15 protein-coding genes are annotated in these 14,349 nt (G+C 39.3%); 5 read left to right on the top strand and 10 right to left on the bottom strand.

Translation table 11 applies throughout. The annotated features are described in order from the left end of the window. Positions 1-15: 15 nt before the first annotated feature. Positions 16-1,281, top strand: coding sequence for a replication-associated recombination protein A (locus tag J663_RS08900; RefSeq protein WP_002119242.1), 1,266 nt, complete (start codon positions 16-18; stop codon positions 1,279-1,281). A gap of 13 nt (positions 1,282-1,294) precedes the next feature. Here the strand turns inward: J663_RS08900 and J663_RS08895 are convergent, their stop codons facing one another. The 5 genes from J663_RS08895 to dapA form a co-directional block, all read right to left on the bottom strand. Next, complete coding sequence (locus tag J663_RS08895) at positions 1,295-2,131, bottom strand: formate/nitrite transporter family protein (protein ID WP_033849181.1); 837 nt, start codon at positions 2,129-2,131, stop codon at positions 1,295-1,297. Positions 2,132-2,280: 149 nt separating this feature from the next. Then, entirely contained in the window at positions 2,281-2,484 is a 204-nt protein-coding gene (locus J663_RS08890) for a hypothetical protein (protein ID WP_033849179.1), read from the bottom strand. 191 nt (positions 2,485-2,675) lie between these two features. Next, positions 2,676-3,395, bottom strand: coding sequence for a phosphoribosylaminoimidazolesuccinocarboxamide synthase (gene purC / locus J663_RS08885; RefSeq protein WP_002119240.1), 720 nt, complete (start codon positions 3,393-3,395; stop codon positions 2,676-2,678). Positions 3,396-3,431: 36 nt separating this feature from the next. After that, the gene (locus J663_RS08880) at positions 3,432-4,034 is read right to left on the bottom strand and encodes a lipoprotein-34 precursor (NlpB) (RefSeq protein WP_081404687.1); all 603 of its coding nucleotides are present in this window, start codon (positions 4,032-4,034) and stop codon (positions 3,432-3,434) included. A 15-nt stretch (positions 4,035-4,049) separates the two neighbouring features. Beyond that, positions 4,050-4,943 carry a 4-hydroxy-tetrahydrodipicolinate synthase gene (dapA, locus tag J663_RS08875; protein WP_002119253.1) on the bottom strand — a complete coding sequence of 298 codons (894 nt, stop codon included), beginning with the start codon at positions 4,941-4,943 and terminating at the stop codon, positions 4,050-4,052. A gap of 328 nt (positions 4,944-5,271) precedes the next feature. Here dapA and pncA point away from each other — a divergent pair, with 328 nt between their 5' ends. The 3 genes from pncA to J663_RS08860 all read left to right on the top strand — a co-directional run bounded on the left by pncA (position 5,272) and on the right by J663_RS08860 (position 8,428). Further along, positions 5,272-5,916 carry a bifunctional nicotinamidase/pyrazinamidase gene (gene pncA, locus J663_RS08870; protein ID WP_033849174.1) on the top strand — a complete coding sequence of 215 codons (645 nt, stop codon included), beginning with the start codon at positions 5,272-5,274 and terminating at the stop codon, positions 5,914-5,916. 53 nt (positions 5,917-5,969) lie between these two features. Then, a complete protein-coding gene (locus J663_RS08865; protein ID WP_033849173.1) occupies positions 5,970-6,908 on the top strand; it encodes a bile acid:sodium symporter family protein in 939 nt (312 codons plus the stop codon). Between the two features lie 176 nt (positions 6,909-7,084). Further along, positions 7,085-8,428 (top strand): MATE family efflux transporter, encoded by a 1,344-nt coding sequence (locus J663_RS08860; protein ID WP_033849172.1) that lies wholly within the window; start codon positions 7,085-7,087, stop codon positions 8,426-8,428. Positions 8,429-8,443: 15 nt separating this feature from the next. Here the strand turns inward: J663_RS08860 and J663_RS08855 are convergent, their stop codons facing one another. Beyond that, positions 8,444-8,914 (bottom strand): DUF523 domain-containing protein, encoded by a 471-nt coding sequence (locus J663_RS08855; RefSeq protein WP_033849169.1) that lies wholly within the window; start codon positions 8,912-8,914, stop codon positions 8,444-8,446. Positions 8,915-9,442: 528 nt separating this feature from the next. On the opposite strand from J663_RS08855, the gene hppD reads away from it, so the two are divergent. Next, positions 9,443-10,498, top strand: a complete 1,056-nt coding sequence (gene hppD / locus J663_RS08850; protein WP_002119157.1) for a 4-hydroxyphenylpyruvate dioxygenase — start codon at positions 9,443-9,445, stop codon at positions 10,496-10,498. Between the two features lie 71 nt (positions 10,499-10,569). Here the strand turns inward: hppD and J663_RS08845 are convergent, their stop codons facing one another. From J663_RS08845 to fahA, 4 genes are all read right to left on the bottom strand, one after another. Then, complete coding sequence (locus J663_RS08845) at positions 10,570-11,349, bottom strand: IclR family transcriptional regulator (protein ID WP_005066619.1); 780 nt, start codon at positions 11,347-11,349, stop codon at positions 10,570-10,572. Between the two features lie 294 nt (positions 11,350-11,643). Further along, a complete protein-coding gene (locus J663_RS08840) occupies positions 11,644-12,192 on the bottom strand; it encodes a VOC family protein (RefSeq protein ID WP_032036246.1) in 549 nt (182 codons plus the stop codon). A 17-nt stretch (positions 12,193-12,209) separates the two neighbouring features. Next, positions 12,210-12,842 carry a maleylacetoacetate isomerase gene (gene maiA, locus J663_RS08835; RefSeq protein ID WP_033849166.1) on the bottom strand — a complete coding sequence of 211 codons (633 nt, stop codon included), beginning with the start codon at positions 12,840-12,842 and terminating at the stop codon, positions 12,210-12,212. After that, entirely contained in the window at positions 12,829-14,136 is a 1,308-nt protein-coding gene (gene fahA / locus J663_RS08830; RefSeq protein ID WP_033849165.1) for a fumarylacetoacetase, read from the bottom strand. The genes maiA and fahA overlap by 14 nt, the downstream gene beginning before the upstream one ends. Between the last annotated feature and the right edge of the window lie 213 nt (positions 14,137-14,349).

Here is a 14,349-nt window from a genome sequence, read left to right as displayed (position 1 = left end):
ATAAAGCCATTTGAGATGTCAGACACCCATATTCCACTTCCCGAACGCCTGCGCCCAAGAGACTTGTCTGAAATTATTGGGCAAGATCATTTATTAGGTGAACATGCACCATTGCGTCAAATGATTGATCAGGGTCATTTGCCTTCTATTATTTTTTGGGGACCACCAGGCGTTGGTAAAACAACAATTGCTTTGCTTTTGGCTCAGGCAATAGACCGTCCATTTGTGAGCTTGTCCGCGCTGAATACGGGCGTAAAAGAATTACGTGAAGTGATTGCAGAAAGTGGTGATTTACTGACACCTGTGGTTTTTATTGATGAAATTCATCGTTTTAATAAATCACAGCAAGATGCTTTATTGGGTGCAGTTGAAAAAGGCAAAATTACTTTAATTGGTGCGACCACTGAAAACCCGTCTTTTGAAGTGAATAGCGCACTTTTATCACGCTGTCAGGTCTATACCTTAAATAGTTTAGATAGTGAGGCAATTCAAACACTACTCAACAATGCACTTCAAAGCGATAAATTCTTAAAAGAACGTTATATCCATATTGAAGAATATGATGCACTTATTCAGTTTGCAGCAGGTGATGCTCGAAAAGCGCTTAATTTACTGGACTTGATTGCAAGTACTTTTGAACCAGAAGTTGAAAACACGATTACTAATGCGGTTGTGGTAAAAGTCGCTCAGCAAAATATTGCGCGTTATGACAAATCTGGCGAGCAGCATTACGACCTTGTTTCTGCCTTTATTAAATCAATTCGTGGTAGTGATCCAGATGCAACCCTATATTGGATGGCACGTATGCTTAAAGGCGGAGAAGATCCGGTTTTTATTGCAAGACGTATGCTGATTGCCGCCTCAGAAGACATTGGAAATTCTAACCCTAATGCGCTATTGCTTGCAGGTGAGTGTTTCCGCTCCGTACAAGCGGTGGGCATGCCTGAGGCTCGAATTATTCTAGGCCAAACAGCGGTTTACCTAGCAACGAGTGCAAAAAGTAATAGTACTTATTTAGCGATTAATAAGGCTTTGGAACTTGCTGAAAAAACGGCAAATTTACCTGTGCCTTTGCATTTGAGAAATGCGCCGACCAAGCTTATGAAACAACAAGGCTATGGTATTAATTATCTCTACCCTCATGACTACCCAGAACACTTTGTGCTGCAAGACTATTTGCCGCCTGAGTTGAAGGGAACCAAACTCTATGAGTCTGCAAGAAATAAGCGTGAGGTTGAAGGTGAGCGTTTACAGCAACGCAGATGGCAGCAGGAACAATAGTTCCTGCTTTATGCTATTCCAGCTCTTCAGTGACCTGACCATAAATCAGTAGCGTGAACACACCTGTACCGCCAATAATATTGCCGATAGTGGTTGGGATGAGGAAAGTAAACAGATACTTGCCAATAGAAGCTTCTCCTTGCCAGACCAGGTAGGACATTTCTGTAGAACCAACCACTACATGAGTAAAGTCACCCAGTCCTATCAAATACGTCATAAAAAAGATGAGCAGGAATTTATTACTGACCGAGGGCAACATCCAGACCAATGCTGCAATTAATAGACCTGACATAATGCCTTTAAGCAGATTCTGGGTTGCAGAAAAGGAGCCCACATGATGTGCGAGTTCATCCAGTGCTTTGTCAATATCTGGAGTAAACAGGTGAGTAGTTAGGAAAAATAAACTCGCCAAAGCTGTTCCAATAATGTTGCATAGAATCACAATGCCCCATAAGCGGCCCACTGCTCGTAATTTATCGAAAGTAAAGGGATTAAATAATGGCACAACTGTGGTGATGGTATTTTCAGTAAAGAGTTGCATGTGGCTCAAAATAGCGATCAAGAACCCAATGGTATAACCCACATTAGTGATTAAATCGGTCCAGACTGCATCAGCTGGGAGATAAGCAGCAATAATCGCTTTAAATACAAATGAAAAACTGATGACTAAACCTGCGGTAATCCCTGAAAAGATCAGTGCAGATGTTGGACGATCAAGCTCTTCGGCACCATCACGGCGGATAATTTCATAAACTAAACGGGGAGACAGTTTCTCATGTTCTTCAACTGCCATTTTTTCACGCCAGCTTAAGGTTTTCTCGACTTTCTTTTCCTCTATTTCATGGTCCATTAGATTTACTCCTCACTGAATAAATATCTTATATTTATTGTTTTATTTATTGTTAAGGCAGTGTTCAGGATAAATCTAGTCTATTCATAACAGCTTTATGTGTCTTTTTATAAATTGAATGCACAATGGCTGGATCATCAACAACAAGATTAAAGAAAAGTATAAGCTCTTAAAGTACGGATGAGCGCCATATAGTCGCCTTGAGAGGCTTTAGCAATAACAGATTCAACCTCTGCCTGACTCCAGCCTTGTTTTAAGGCAGTAGTGCTAAAGTTGTTTAATAGGACCAGAGGATTTTCACCAAAATGGATTGGATGATTCATTAATCTCTTTTCAAGCTTAGATAATTCCATAGGTTCACCCTAGTTTTTAAATTTAATTATTGTGAAGTACTTTGTGTTTTTCTAGATTTTAGTGTTTTAAATTAAGCTTATGCAAGTGTTAATTTATTGAAATAGACAAATCTGTCTACATTATTGGACTTGTATAGTACTGAACATAAAAAAACCGGGCTTTGGCCCGGTTTTTTATGAAGTTTTACTGATTAGATGTCAGATAAATCTACGCCTAAACGAGCAGCAACTTCTTCATAAGCTTCAACAACACCGCCTAAACCTTGACGGAAACGGTCTTTGTCGAGTTTCTTCTTAGAGTCTTTATCCCATAAACGGCAGCCGTCTGGAGAGAACTCATCACCAAGCACGATACGGTCATGGAACACACCGAATTCAAGCTTGAAGTCCACCAAAATCATGTTGCCTTCAGCAAATAATGCTTTTAATACATCGTTTACTTTATAAGTTAAAACTTTCATTTGTTCTAACTGTTCAGCAGTCGCCCAACCTAAAGCAATCGCTTGAGATTCGTTAACCATTGGGTCGCCTAGACCGTCATCTTTATAGAACAATTCAAATGTAGGAGGAGTTAACTCTTTACCTTCTTCTACACCTAAGCGACGGCATAGAGAACCAGCTGCGTAGTTACGAATTACACATTCAACTGGAATCATTTGAAGTTTTTTAACAAGCACTTCAGTTGGAGAAAGCAATTTTTCAAAATGCGTTTCAATACCCGCAGCAGCAAGTTTTTCCATGATGAAGGCGTTAAAACGGTTGTTCACCTTGCCTTTACGATCTAGTTGTTCGATTTTTTCGCCGTTGAACGCAGAGGCATCATCACGAAAGACTAAAATCAGATGGTCGGCATTGTCTGTTTCATATACAGATTTTGCTTTACCAGTATAGAGCAAGGTTTGTTTTAACATGAGGGAACCTTTTTAAAAAAAATGCCTAGTAAACGACTAGGCTGGCCAATTTTGGTAAATCTGGTTTAGCACTTCAGCAGCCACATCTGGGCTTGCAAAAGTGTTATCTACATTAAATAGAGCAAGAGTATGACTAGAACCTACACCAGTAAGTTTAAGCACATAAGTATTGTCATTTACTTTAATCGTCGCCTGATTGCTGCCTTGAGCGATGATGTTGAAATTTAAAGTACTTAACGTAGCTTTGGTGTATTGCCAGATCTCAGCTGTATTTCCATCAACTTTTAACAACGGATTTTTATTACCGTCAGTCACAAGCTGAGGACGTCCAAGCGCAGTTGTCGTTTCAGTAGAGGCATCTAGTGTCGCATTACCTTGCGTTTGTTCAGGGCGTGGCAAGGCATAACGGTTGCCACGCTTGTTTTCAAACTTCGGTGCGTTATCGATAGCGCGCTGTTCTACAGTTGGTGCAGGATACAAAGGTGTCGCTGGTCGTACAGTTGCATCGGCAGGATACTCAAGCGGGGCAAGTTGCTTGGCATTTTTATAATCTAAAGAGTGATTATTAATTGCGAAGCGACCACAACCAGCTAAACTTAAGGCTGAAACTGCAAGGACTAAACCAAGACGTAATTGCATCATAAATTGCTCTTATTAAATAATTCCCGCATCTTTTAGGGCATTGCGGAGAGGTTCGCGATATTGCTCAGCGAGAGGAGTGAGTGGTAAACGAATACCAGTATCAATCAGTCCCATCTCATGTAGTGCCCATTTCACAGGAATTGGGTTTGATTCGCAAAATAGAATATTGTGTAAATTTGCAATCTTATTGTTAAGCGTCTTCGCTTGTTGTTCATCTTTGGCAATCGCAACAGCACATACTTCACTCATTGCTTTAGGTGCAATATTTGCAGTAACCGAGATATTACCATCAGCGCCAAGAAGCATTAGTTCCCATGCTGTTTCATCATCACCTGAGTACACAGCCATCTTGCCATTTAACGCCTCAATTAAAGCTTTACCACGAGGTACATCACCTGTTGCATCTTTAATACCAACAATATTCGAGATCTCTGCTAAGCGTACAGCTGTGTCGTTTGAAAGGTCTACGCCAGTACGACCAGGTACGTTATAGAGAATAAGTGGTAATTCAACAGCTTCAGCAATCGCTTTATAGTGTTGGTAGAGGCCTTCTTGGGTTGGCTTGTTATAATATGGTGTTACAAGTAAAGCAGCATCTGCGCCAAGCTCTTTAGCAGCTTTAGTTAATTCGATTGCTTCACGGGTTGAGTTTGCACCAGTACCGGCAATAATTGGAATACGTTTATTGGCTACACGAATAATTTCTTTAATAACCTGTGTGTGCTCTTCCATGCTCAATGTTGAGGCTTCGCCGGTTGTACCGACGGCTACAATACTGTTTGTACCTTGTTCTATGTGCCACTCAACCAGCTTCTCAAGACCCTTCCAATCTACACCACCGTCTTTCAACATTGGTGTGACGATTGCGACGATTGAGCCTTGAATGGTCTGTGCTTGCTGAGTCATTTTTAAAAATATCCTATTTATCCATCCGAATCTGAGGTAAGAAAAACAAAATGTGGGATGGTTGCAGTATTTTGATTGTCCAGTTCTAACAATAACAGATTGTTGAATGACAATTATGCAAATTATGACTGATCAGACGCATAAGAACAATACGCCTAACGGATAATCGCGATGTAAACTTGAGGAAAAGATAGGATGTTTTCGTTATTGTGCATTAAGAACACCCACTAAACACAACAATACAGTCGGATTCAGCTGAGCCTTACTTAATATCGGCTATTTTTGTGGCAAGATAGAATGCAATTTCCCAGTTGGGATTGAAGATGACATGAAAATGAATAAACAACCACAAAATGCGGTTTTAATCGTAGTTGATGTACAAAATGGTTTTACACCGGGTGGAAATTTAGCAGTTGCTGATGCCGATAGAATTATTCCAACTATTAACCAACTTGCTGGTTGTTTTGAAAATGTCGTCCTGACTCAGGACTGGCACCCGGATAATCATATCTCTTTTGCAGCCAATCATTTTGGCAAGCAACCATTTGAAACCATTGAACTCGACTATGGACAGCAGGTGCTTTGGCCTAAGCATTGTGTACAAGGTACTCAAGATGCCGAGTTTCATCCTGATTTAAATATTCCGACAGCTCAACTGATTATCCGAAAAGGCTTTCATGCTCATATTGATAGCTACTCGGCTTTTATAGAAGCTGATCACTCTACAACGACGGGTTTAACAGGTTATCTAAAAGAGCGCGGTATTGATACGGTTTATGTGGTCGGAATTGCTACGGACTTTTGTGTAGCATGGACTGCTTTAGATGCAGTTAAGCAAGGTTTTAAAACTTTAGTGGTTGAAGATGCTTGTAAAGGGATTGATCTGAATGGTTCTTTAGAACAAGCTTGGCAAACCATGCAGCAGCAAGGCGTTATCCGTATCCAATCGAATGATCTGTTGAGCGAGTTTTAAGTATATTGCTCTAGTTTTTAACTTTCATATTTTAATTTTTAGGGATAGAAAGTATGGATGCATTCCTGCGCTTTACCCAATTTATTCAAAAAACTTTTGCCCTATGGGTGATTATTTTTGCAGCATTGGCGCTATGGCAGCCTGAACTTTTTGTCTGGCTCAAAGCGTACATTCCATGGATTTTGGGCATTATTATGCTTGGCATGGGAATGACCATGACTGTAGACGACTTTAAAGGTGTATTACAAAGCCCTAAAGCGGTATTGATTGGCGTCGTAGCGCAGTTTGTCGTAATGCCTGGCTTAGCATATGTTCTATGTAAATTATTTAACTTACCGCCTGAAATCGCGGTTGGAGTCATCTTGGTAGGTTGTTGCCCAGGGGGAACCGCTTCAAACGTGATTACCTATATGGCCAAAGGCAATGTCGCTTTATCGGTAGCCTGTACATCGGTATCAACGCTTTTAGCTCCTGTATTAACGCCTGCGATTTTCTATCTGCTTGCTAGTCAATGGCTAAAGATTGACGCAGCTTCGATGTTTATTTCGATTTTGCAGGTGGTGCTACTACCTATTGTAGTCGGTCTAATTTTAAGAACATGGCTTAAACGTCAGGTCGAATCTTATATTCAAGTCATGCCTTTAGTTTCGGTCATTGCAATTGTCGCGATTGTGGCAGCCATTATTGGTGGAAGCAAAGCAGCAATTTTACAGTCGGGGTTGCTTATTTTAGCTGTGGTGATCTTACATAACGGGCTTGGATATTTATTAGGTTTTACCGCGGCACGTTTCTTTAAACTACCTTATGCGGACAGTAAGGCGATCGCTATTGAGGTGGGGATGCAAAACTCAGGTTTAGGTGTTGCACTTGCAGCAGTACATTTTGCTGCTTCTCCGATTACAGCTGTACCAAGCGCAATTTTCAGTCTTTGGCATAATATTTCTGGGCCTGCACTAGCGACTTATTGGGCAAGTAAACACAAACAAGAATAACCGTATAAACAACATACATGACAAAAGAAGGCCAAACGAATAGTTTGGCCTTTTCATTTAAAGCAGATTTTATAGGAGCTTAATTTAGAACTGGTATGTCTTTTGCTTTGGATTGATGCACTAAAAATAACGTGAATATGAGTATAAATCGTAAAGAAAAATAAGGCATTTCCTTGATGAACCAGATTTTTAAATTATTTATTCCCATGCTCTCAAGCAATTTAATTCTAGTTTTAAGTGGATTGGTTGATATTGCTTATGTAGGGCATTTTAGTAACGATCATGTAGCAGCATTATCGGTGACCTTATCTCTATATACAGTGATCTATGTCATTGGTATGGGGATTCTACAAGGTGTGATACTTAAGCTTTCAGAAGCTTATGGTTGCCATGACATACCACGTATTCGTCAAATTTTTATTCAAGGCATTTGGCTGATGTTATGTTCGGCATTGCTGAGTATTGGCTTGCTTTACTTGTTCCGTGATTTGCCCAAATTGTTTGGTGCATCTGAACATGTTGTTTCAATTACTAAAAACTGTATTTGGCTTTTGGTATTTATTTTACCCGCGCATTTATTAATGCGCTTATTTACAGCTTTGTCTCAGGTCACTGAAAATGCGCATAAGGTTTTATTATCAGATAGTGTTTTCTTCATTCTTAAAATTATTTTGTCCTATCTTTTGATTTATGGTGTCGCTTCATTTTCAATTCCGCCACTTGGTGCAATAGGGGCTTTGTTAGCCACTCTCATTGTACGGTGGTTTATGTTGGCTATTTATTACGTATTTTTCTTGGAAAAAGGATACCTCTTTATTGAGCATCCCGAACAGTCGATTGAAGATAGCCGAGAAAGTCTGCGGATGATTTTAAAAATAGGTATCCCGACAGCAATCATGGCATTGATGGACGTCGTTGCATTTTGTTCAGTTGCTATTCTGATTTTACCTTTTGGGAGTGTGGTGTCAGCAGCCCATCAAATTGTCGCGAGTACTGGCGGTTTCATGTTTATTTTCCCTTCATCGATTGCCTCGGCTTATAGCATTTTGGTATCGCGATCTATGGGCAGCGGCAACATGGAAGAAGCAGATAAAATTGCCAGACAAAGTATATGGGTCATTATGGCAGTGAGTGGCAGTCTGTCCCTGTGTTTATGGTTGGAACGGGATTTAATTGTCACTTTCTATTCAGACGATTTGGCCGTGCAGATTTTGGCTGCATCCTTGTTGTTGATTGTGTGTCTGTCTCACTTTCTAGATGGCTTAATGACGTTATTGACCTCTTTGTTGCGCTGTTGGGATGTGTCAATTTTACCGATGCTAATTTTCTTGGTCGTAGTGCTGGGTTGTGGATTGGGCGGTGGTTGGTGGATGGCCTATAAAGGCCTGCATTGGCAGGATATCTCGATTTCTGCGATGGGAATTTATGGTTTTTGGTGGATGGCCGCTCTGAGTTATTTAGTAGCTTGTCTATTGAGTGCCTTTTGTTTCCATTTTAGAAAGCAATTAAGAGGGTTTTGATTGAGCAGACAACCATTAAAGAGGATGGGTTGCTAACCAATCTTCAATCTCATTTTCAGAAATCACTTCAAAACCATGGCGCTGTAAAAGCGCTGTGGTGATTCCAACTCCCGTAATTTTTTCACCTTGAAAAGTACCGTTATAAATTTTTTGACTACCACAAGATGGACTATTCTCTTTTAAAACCAGACAAGTCGCTTTTATTTGCTGTGCAATTTCTAGAGTGCGGTAAGCACCTTTCAAATATAGCTCAGTCACATCTAAACCAGATGAATCGGTAATTTTTGCTTTGCCATCTAGCACATCTTGACCTGTTCCTCCCACAATTTCTGCGGGTAAACGGGGAGTGGTAAAACCACCTAATAGCTCTGGGCATAATGCTTGGGCTTTTTTATTGATTAATAGCTGCTTAAGTAACGTATTTGGACAGGATTTACCATCATATCGAACAGGTTCACCAATTAAACATGCACTGACTAAAAGCATAGTTTTCCAAACTCAAAGCAAGAGAGATTTTTGAAGATAAAGAATCATAAACAGAATATCGAATATGACAATTGATTTTAAAAACAGACAAATTAAAAGATTACTTAAATTATGCAATTCATAATTAAGTTATGTATTGCATAATTTAATTGTTTTTAGTAGCATCTAATTCAAGGTAAATGGCCATTGGAGATCCAACAAGGATGTTGGTCTCCATAAATCTATAAATGATTTTTAGGAAAAGACGATTTTTAAAGGTTTATTGAAAAATCTCAATCGTACTTTTAGATAACAAAGGACAGTGTGTATGGAAAATAAACACCACATGGAACGGAAATTAATCATCAAAGGCTCTACGCTCATCATATCTTCGTTTTAATGACTCGTTTTTTTCTCATAGGATGCGTTGGGTTAAGCCAATTTGACGGTTCAGGTCTTCACCCAATGATGACGTATTCTATAGAGAAAGGAGCTGAGTTCATCAGCAATAGAGATAAACGGAACAGGTAATCACCAGAGGGAAACTAGATGGATATTTTAGAGAACCCATTAGAATTATGCGGTTTTGCATTTATTGAGTTTGTTTCAAAAGAAAATGAATTAGATCCAGTTTTTGAAACAATCGGCTTTTCAAAAGTAGCCAAGCATAAATCGAAAGAAGCGTACTTATGGCGTCAAGGAAATATCAATATTATCCTGAATTATCAGCCAGAATCTTATGCTTCATTCTTCTTTAATGAACATGGTCCATCTGCTTGTGCGATGGGTTTTAAAACACGTGATGCAGCAAAAGCTTTCCAAAAAGCAGTAGAGCTTGGTGCTGAACCAATGTATTCAAAAGTTGGGCCAATGGAGCTTAACATTCCTGCAATTAAAGGTATTGGTGGTATGCCAATCTTTTTAGTTGACCGTGATATTTATGAAAATGACTTTGTTTTCTTTGATGATGCTGAGAAACGTCCAGTAGGGGCAGGCTTAAACGAGATTGACCACTTAACTCATAACGTCTACAAAGGCCGTATGGAGTATTGGGCAAACTTTTATGAAAAAATCTTTAACTTCCAAGAAATTCGCTACTTTGATATTAAAGGTGAATATACAGGTTTAACGTCTAAAGCATTAACTGCACCAGACGGTAAGATCCGTATTCCGTTAAACGAAGACTCTGACAAAGGAAACGGCCAAATTGCAGAGTTCCTATCTGATTTTAATGGCGAAGGTATTCAACATATCGCGTTTATTTGTGATGACTTAATTTCGACTTGGGATAAGTTAAAAGGTCTTGGTCTGAAATTCATGACACCGCCGCCAAATACGTATTATGAAATGCTAGAAGATCGTTTACCTGAGCATGGTGAACCGACTGATGAATTAAAACAGCGCGGTATTTTGCTTGATGGTAATACTAAAGACGGTCAGAAAAAGCTTTTATTGCAAATTTTCTCTGAAAACATGATTGGTCCAGTTTTCTTTGAATTTATTCAACGTAAAGATGATGATGGCTTTGGTGAAGGTAACTTCAAGGCGTTATTTGAGTCGATTGAACGTGACCAGATTCGCCGTGGTGTTTTAGAAACTAAATAAATAAGCTGAGCCTTATTCCTGATCTTAAAAAAACCAAGAGTTTGATCTCTTGGTTTTTTTATGGCTATTCATTAGCGGCTTTTAATATATTGATTGATGAGGTTCACTTCATTTTTTAAGATTTCAATCGTTTTACTATGAGGGTCGACTGGTAAAAACATTTCGCTATCCAGTGCGACAATACAAAACTCAATGCTCTGGTTTGAATTAAATACAGGTAAACCCACCGCATTAATTCCCGTCAGTAAATCACCTTTCGCTGCCGACATTTGTTGCTGGCGAATGGTGTCTTTAAGCTCTGTAAATGCTTGCCAGTTTTGTGGTGCGATGTTTAGACCAAGCTCTTGATGCTTTTGCCATTCTGCTTCCATTAATGGACGAACAAAATGTTCTGGTAGATAAGAAGCAAATAGACGTCCCGCAGCAGAATTGACTAAAGGCATAATCGAGCCGACTTTAGTAACAATCGAAATAGGGTGGTTTGATTCAATCGACTGAACCACGACAGGGCCTTTTGGTGACCATTTACTAATTTGTATACCGCAACCAATTTTGTTTTGTAGGTCGTAAATTAAATGCTGTACCAGCTGTAGTGTGTCGCTATGTTGAACACAGTTGAGACCTAAGCGCCATGCCTGATCACCTAAAGCATATTGTCCATCATCAAGCTGTTTTGCATATTCCATTCGAATAAGGCTAACCAGATAGCGGTGAACCTTGGCAGGATGCATTTCTAGCTTGCTAGACAGATCTTTGAGAATAATAGGTTGATTGTGCTCTAAAAGGGCGTTTAGTACAGATAAACCGACTTCAAGTGATTGAACTCCCCCAGATACTTTTTCTTCAATCATTTAAATACCCTTAATAAATTTACTTCAGCTGTTAAACAGTGACGATCAAAACATAAATTGAAATTGGCGCGTTTTACATCATGCCTGAGCCTAGTGAAAAATAGAAATCACCTTTTTCTATTAGCGAAATTGACATGTTTAATAACCAACAATTTTCTAAAATCACTATGCTCTTATTTATAGCGCAATTTTCTAGAAATTTAGCGGTTTTAAATAATATAAATCGGCATTGATATAGAACTGCTCTTAAAACAATTCTAATCAATGCCGATTTTTTATTACGCTCTTTAAAAATTAGGTTCCTAACTCTTCTTCATGCAAGAAATGAGTGTGGTGTGGAGCGCGTTTGGTTTTGCTCCATTCCTCTAGCATTTCAGTTTTCATTTCTTCAGTAATTTTTGCAATTTTTTCTTCAGCATGAGCATCGTTATAAGTTAGTTCTAAACGATGACCATTTGGATCGAAGAAGTAAATTGAGTGGAAAATGCCATGGTTAGTCACACCTAAGACTTTCACATCATTTTCTTCTAAATGTTGCTTGGCAGCCATCAACGCATTTAAGTCTTCAACTTCAAAAGCAATATGCTGTACCCATTGAGGCGTATTTTCATCTCGGCCCATTTCTGGTTGAGTTGGCAATTCAAAAAATGCCAAAACGTTGCCTTGTCCTGCATCTAAGAATAAATGCATATATGGGTCAAAGGCTTTAGTTGACGGCACATGGTCCTCAGCAAAAGCTAAAATGAAATCCATATTGAGCATTTTTTTATACCACTCAACCGTCTCTTTCGCATCCTTACAACGATATGCAACGTGATGTATTTTTTTAATGGCAAATGTCATATTAAAACTCCTTTTTACTATTCCCAATCTGGTTGTTGTTCTGGCGCCGCGTTATAGAAGGCTGGGATAGACAAACAATGGTGATAAATCGATTCAATTTTTGGAAACGCAGATAAATCAATCTTGAAGCGTTTCGCGTTGTAGACCTGTGGAATCAGACAGCAATCGGCAATGGTTGCTTGTTGTCCAAAGCAAAATTGTCCATTTGAATCTTGAAGTAGCTGTTCGAGATTTTGAAAGCCTTCAATAATCCAGTGCTGATACCAATAATTTTTCTGCTCATCTGAAAAATTTAAGTCATTTTTTAAATATTTCAGTACGCGTAAGTTGTTTAACGGGTGAATATCACAGGCGATTGCTTGGGCAAAAGCGCGAACTTTTGCTCTCTCTTGCACATCTCTTGGAAGTAATTTGGTTTCTGGATATTGTTCATCCAGATATTCCAAAATACTTAACGATTGAGACAAGGTTAAATCGCCGTCAATTAAAGTCGGAACTAGAGCACTACGGTTTAACTTTAAATAGTCTTCGCTTTGCTGTTCGTTTTTTACCAGATGAACTGGAACAGTCTCATAAGCTAAACCTTTAATGTTTAGACCAATCCGTACTCTGTAGGCTGCAGAGCTACGAAAGTAACTATACAGCTTCATAGTCAGGCTCCGAAGTTTCTGCAAAATCGAAATTTAATGCAGGAAGGACTGTATTTCGAACTTCACCGAAGCCAATGCGAATACCATTTTTCTCACAGTGACCTTTCATGATCAGGGTATCGCCGTCTTGCAAGAAACCACGAGTTTCGCCATTGGCAAGTGTTAAAGGCTTGGTGGTGTTCCATGTAAGCTCAAGCAAGCTGCCATACGAATCTGGTGTAGAACCTGAAATAGTACCTGAACCCATTAAATCACCAACCTGAACGTTACAGCCGCCAATGGTGTGGTGAGTAAGCTGCTGAGCCATAGACCAATACATATATTTGAAATTAGTTTTGCAGATCACGTCAGCTTGTGCCGATTTCGGGCTTTGAATTTCAACACTCAAATTAATGTCGTAACTATTCGCGATATTTTCTTGTAAATACGCTAAAGGTTTAGGCTCTTGTTTTGGGCCTTCCACTTTAAATGGCTCAAGTGCTTCAAGTGTGACTACCCAAGGTGAGATGGCACTAGCAAATGATTTTGAATTGAAAGGACCTAGAGGCACATATTCCCATTGCTGGATATCGCGTGCTGACCAGTCATTGAGTAATACCATTCCAAAAATATGGTCCCATGCATTTTCAATTGAGATTGGCTGGGCAAGCTCGGTTGGTTTACCAATAACAAATGCTGTTTCAAGTTCAAAGTCGAGTTTACGCGTAGCTGAGAAAACTGGACGCTCTTCATTTGGAAGTTTAATTTGTCCAGATGGACGCACGACTTGAGTGCCACTGACTACCACAGAGCTAGCACGGCCATTGTAACCAACAGGCAATTCAGTCCAGTTTGGAAGTAAGGCATTTTTAGGATCGCGGAACATACAGCCTACATTGGTGGCATGTTCTTTAGAAGAATAGAAATCGGTATAACCAGGTACTTGAAGTGGTAAATGCAAAGTAACACTGTCTTGCTTAACCAAAACTTCCTGGCGCAATGCTTCATTTTCTTGAAGCGTTAAATTTTCAACCGAGAGAAGAGACTGTAGTGTCTTACGAACTTTTGACCAGTTGGCTTTGCCAGACTCGATAAATTTATTGAGTGTTGGCTGGTTAAAATATGTGTCTTGTTCTGAAAGTTTTAAAAGACCGTGCTTTTCAAGAGCAGCGAGATCAATCACCCAATCACCAATAGCTACACCAACTTGACGCTCACTTTCGTTAGCTCTGCTAAAAACACCGTAAGGCAAATTATGAATAGTGAAATCTGATTGAGGTGAAACTTCAATAAAAGAGTTTAGTTTTTGTTCCATTTTCGCTTCCTTGTCTTTATCTCGGGTCTTATACAAATAAAAGTTCGGTCTAGGACTGAGCTACTCAATAAGTTTTAACCTTTGCTTAGATCATCTTTTGTCTTATGAGTTTGATATAGACCGAGCACAACCAATTGCTTCATGTCTCTATAATACTGAATTCATCAAATTACGCAATACATAATTTAATTACACATTTCATAATAATTGTCA

Origin of the sequence: Acinetobacter sp. 826659, assembly GCF_000588515.1 — a bacterium.
Taxonomy (GTDB): Bacteria; Pseudomonadota; Gammaproteobacteria; order Pseudomonadales; family Moraxellaceae; genus Acinetobacter; species Acinetobacter pittii.
This window is presented reverse-complemented; position numbering and strand designations above follow the sequence as displayed.

Excerpts from the sequence above, each read along its gene's own strand:
- J663_RS08900 (WP_002119242.1), top strand. The coding sequence starts at position 16 with ATGTCAGACACCCATATTCCACTTCCCGAACGCCTGCGCCCAAGAGAC.
- J663_RS08895 (WP_033849181.1), bottom strand. The coding sequence starts at position 2,131 with ATGGACCATGAAATAGAGGAAAAGAAAGTCGAGAAAACCTTAAGCTGG.
- J663_RS08890 (WP_033849179.1), bottom strand. The coding sequence starts at position 2,484 with ATGGAATTATCTAAGCTTGAAAAGAGATTAATGAATCATCCAATCCAT.
- purC (WP_002119240.1), bottom strand. The coding sequence starts at position 3,395 with ATGTTAAAACAAACCTTGCTCTATACTGGTAAAGCAAAATCTGTATAT.
- J663_RS08880 (WP_081404687.1), bottom strand. The coding sequence starts at position 4,034 with ATGCAATTACGTCTTGGTTTAGTCCTTGCAGTTTCAGCCTTAAGTTTA.
- dapA (WP_002119253.1), bottom strand. The coding sequence starts at position 4,943 with ATGACTCAGCAAGCACAGACCATTCAAGGCTCAATCGTCGCAATCGTC.
- pncA (WP_033849174.1), top strand. The coding sequence starts at position 5,272 with ATGAAAATGAATAAACAACCACAAAATGCGGTTTTAATCGTAGTTGAT.
- J663_RS08865 (WP_033849173.1), top strand. The coding sequence starts at position 5,970 with ATGGATGCATTCCTGCGCTTTACCCAATTTATTCAAAAAACTTTTGCC.
- J663_RS08860 (WP_033849172.1), top strand. The coding sequence starts at position 7,085 with ATGAACCAGATTTTTAAATTATTTATTCCCATGCTCTCAAGCAATTTA.
- J663_RS08855 (WP_033849169.1), bottom strand. The coding sequence starts at position 8,914 with ATGCTTTTAGTCAGTGCATGTTTAATTGGTGAACCTGTTCGATATGAT.
- hppD (WP_002119157.1), top strand. The coding sequence starts at position 9,443 with ATGGATATTTTAGAGAACCCATTAGAATTATGCGGTTTTGCATTTATT.
- J663_RS08845 (WP_005066619.1), bottom strand. The coding sequence starts at position 11,349 with ATGATTGAAGAAAAAGTATCTGGGGGAGTTCAATCACTTGAAGTCGGT.
- J663_RS08840 (WP_032036246.1), bottom strand. The coding sequence starts at position 12,192 with ATGACATTTGCCATTAAAAAAATACATCACGTTGCATATCGTTGTAAG.
- maiA (WP_033849166.1), bottom strand. The coding sequence starts at position 12,842 with ATGAAGCTGTATAGTTACTTTCGTAGCTCTGCAGCCTACAGAGTACGG.
- fahA (WP_033849165.1), bottom strand. The coding sequence starts at position 14,136 with ATGGAACAAAAACTAAACTCTTTTATTGAAGTTTCACCTCAATCAGAT.